The 2,189-nt window shown below is 63.2% G+C and carries 4 protein-coding genes; all 4 read left to right on the top strand.

What is annotated here, in order from left to right:
- The coding region (locus XI03_RS00090; protein ID WP_271590961.1) for a hypothetical protein at positions 1-198 on the top strand (198 nt) is incomplete at its 5' end.
- Positions 199-237: 39 nt separating this feature from the next.
- On the top strand, positions 238-660 hold the full coding sequence (gene tnpA, locus XI03_RS00085; RefSeq protein WP_271590960.1) for an IS66-like element accessory protein TnpA: 423 nt from the start codon (positions 238-240) through the stop codon (positions 658-660).
- Between the two features lie 96 nt (positions 661-756).
- Positions 757-1,014 carry an IS66 family insertion sequence element accessory protein TnpB gene (gene tnpB / locus XI03_RS00080; RefSeq protein WP_246161162.1) on the top strand — a complete coding sequence of 86 codons (258 nt, stop codon included), beginning with the start codon at positions 757-759 and terminating at the stop codon, positions 1,012-1,014.
- Between the two features lie 69 nt (positions 1,015-1,083).
- Positions 1,084-2,189: IS66 family transposase (gene tnpC, locus XI03_RS00075; RefSeq protein WP_271590959.1), on the top strand; the 1,106-nt coding region annotated here is incomplete at its 3' end.

Here is a 2,189-nt window from a genome sequence, read left to right as displayed (position 1 = left end):
GAGGCTGCAACGCGGGTATCAAGCTCGGGACAACTCCTCTTGCGATTCCCTCATGAGAGCTCGGAGCATCTCGCTGAGGCCGTCATTGATGTTCCCTACGATGACAGCGAGGCCGCGCCGCAACTGCGCGATGTCACGGGCAATGACAATGCCATGCGTAAGCGCTTAGCCGTAACCCTTGCTTCGGGATCTGGATAGCTATGCGAAGAAGCCTCCAGCTTTGGACGGAGGCTTTGGATGGGATTGGACAGCAAAAAGGACGTCCATTTGGACGGCCCGTCGGCGGGGTCGGTTAGCCGGCTGGAAGTTCTTGAAGGACCGTCGGGACGCCGCGTGCGTTCGGAAGCTGAGAGAGCTCGGATTGTCGCCGAGAGTCTCTTGCCCGGTGCCCAGGTGTCCGAGGTCGCGCGCAAGCACGGAGCGACGCGCTGGCAGATCTACGATTGGCGACGGCGGTTTCGACAGCGAGGCATGTTGCCGCCGTGCGAGGCATCCCCGCCGACATTCGCTCCGCTGGTCGTGGAACGTGCTTTGGGGGAGCTTCCTGCTCCGGCGATCAAGCTTGAGATCGGGATCGGTGATGTCGTGCTGCGGACGGATACGTCCATTGATGGTGAGCAGCTGTCCCGAGTGATCCGTGCGGTGCGAGCGCCACGATGATCGCGGCCGGTGCTGATCTGAAGATTTACATCGCGACGCGGCCGATCGACTTCCGCTGTGGCCACGATGGGCTTGCGGCGAAGGTGCAGGAGATGCTTGCTTCGTCTCGACCCGTTCAGCGGCGCAGCCTTCGTGTTCCGATCGAAACGAGCGGACCGGATCAAGATTTTGGTCTGGGATCGAACGGGCCTGGTGTTGGTGCACAAGCGTCTCGAAGGTTGCAAGTTCGTTTGGCCAACGATCGCGGATGGCGTGATGCGCATGTCGCCCGCGATGTTTGCTGCCTTGTTCGAAGGGTTGGATTGGAGATTGGTGCGCCCGGAAGAAGCACGGCGCCCGCAGGTCGCTGGATAACTGCGGCAGAATGACTCGGCAGCTATTTTGAGCGTGGCACGCGCGGCGGCGATGTGCTCGAAATAGCGCATGAGCATCGCGGCGCTGCGCGACGAAAACGAACGCCTGAAGGCGCTTTTGGCGCAAACGCAGGCGGCCTTGAGCGAGCATCAGGGGGCGCTGGCGGCGTCGGAGGAAGCGCGGCGTCGGCTGGAGGTCATCCTCGGCGAATTGCGGCGCGACAGGTTCGGCGCGAAATCCGAGAAGCTGCGGCCAGATCAGTATCACTTACCGTTGGAAGACGTGGAGATCGCGCAAGGCATCCTGGACGCGGCGCAGGAGAGAGCCGAGGCTGTGATCAAGGGCCGATCGCGGAGCGTGCCGGCTCAAGGTCCTCATCGCAATCGCGGCTGCTTGCCTGCCCATTTGCCGCGGGTGGAACGGATCATCGAGCCTGCAAGCACGCTCTGCCCGTGCGGTTGCGGCGCCATGACGAAGATCGGCGAGGACGTCAGCCAGCGCCTTGACGTGATCCCGGCGCAATGGCGCGTGCTGGTCACGCGCCGGCCGAAATACATCTGTCGCCGCTGTTCGGGCCCCGTCGTGCAGGCGCACGCACCGGAGCACGTCGTGCCCGGCGGGCTGCCGACCGAAGCGGCCATCGCGCACGTGATCGTCTCCAAATTTGGCGACCATACGCCATTTTACCGTCAGGCCGAGATCTATGCGCGCCAGGGGATCCGGCTTGATCGGGCGACACTGGGCAACTGGTCTGGCCGCGCCTGCTTCCATCTTCAGCCCATCGCGGACCACATGCGCCACCACCTGGCCATGGCGGATCGGCTGTTCATGGATGAGACCAAGGCGCCGGTACTCGATCCTGGGCGCGGCCAAACGAAGAAGGGCTACTTCTGGGCGATCGCTTCAGACGACCGCGGCCACAGCGGGCCAAGTCCACCGATCGTGTTGTTCAGGTATGCCCCCGGTCGCAGCGGTGCCTTCGCGCAGCAGTTCCTCGACGGTTTTGGCGGACGCTACCTGCAATGCGATGCCTATGACGGTTATGACCGGCTGACCGAAGTTGCTCGGCCGCGAGGCCCATGGACGCTCGTGCATTGCTTGCGTATTCCGATGAAGCCGGCCACTGATTCCGACGCGAAGCCGGCCAGGCATTCCGATTTCATTCCGGACGGATT

Source organism: Bradyrhizobium sp. CCBAU 65884, from assembly GCF_028128835.1.
GTDB classification, from domain to species: Bacteria; Pseudomonadota; Alphaproteobacteria; order Rhizobiales; family Xanthobacteraceae; genus Bradyrhizobium; species Bradyrhizobium ottawaense.
The sequence above is the reverse complement of the archived record's forward strand: the minus strand, read 5'-3'. Positions and strand labels throughout refer to the sequence as shown.

Excerpts from the sequence above, each read along its gene's own strand:
- tnpA (WP_271590960.1), top strand. The coding sequence starts at position 238 with ATGGGATTGGACAGCAAAAAGGACGTCCATTTGGACGGCCCGTCGGCG.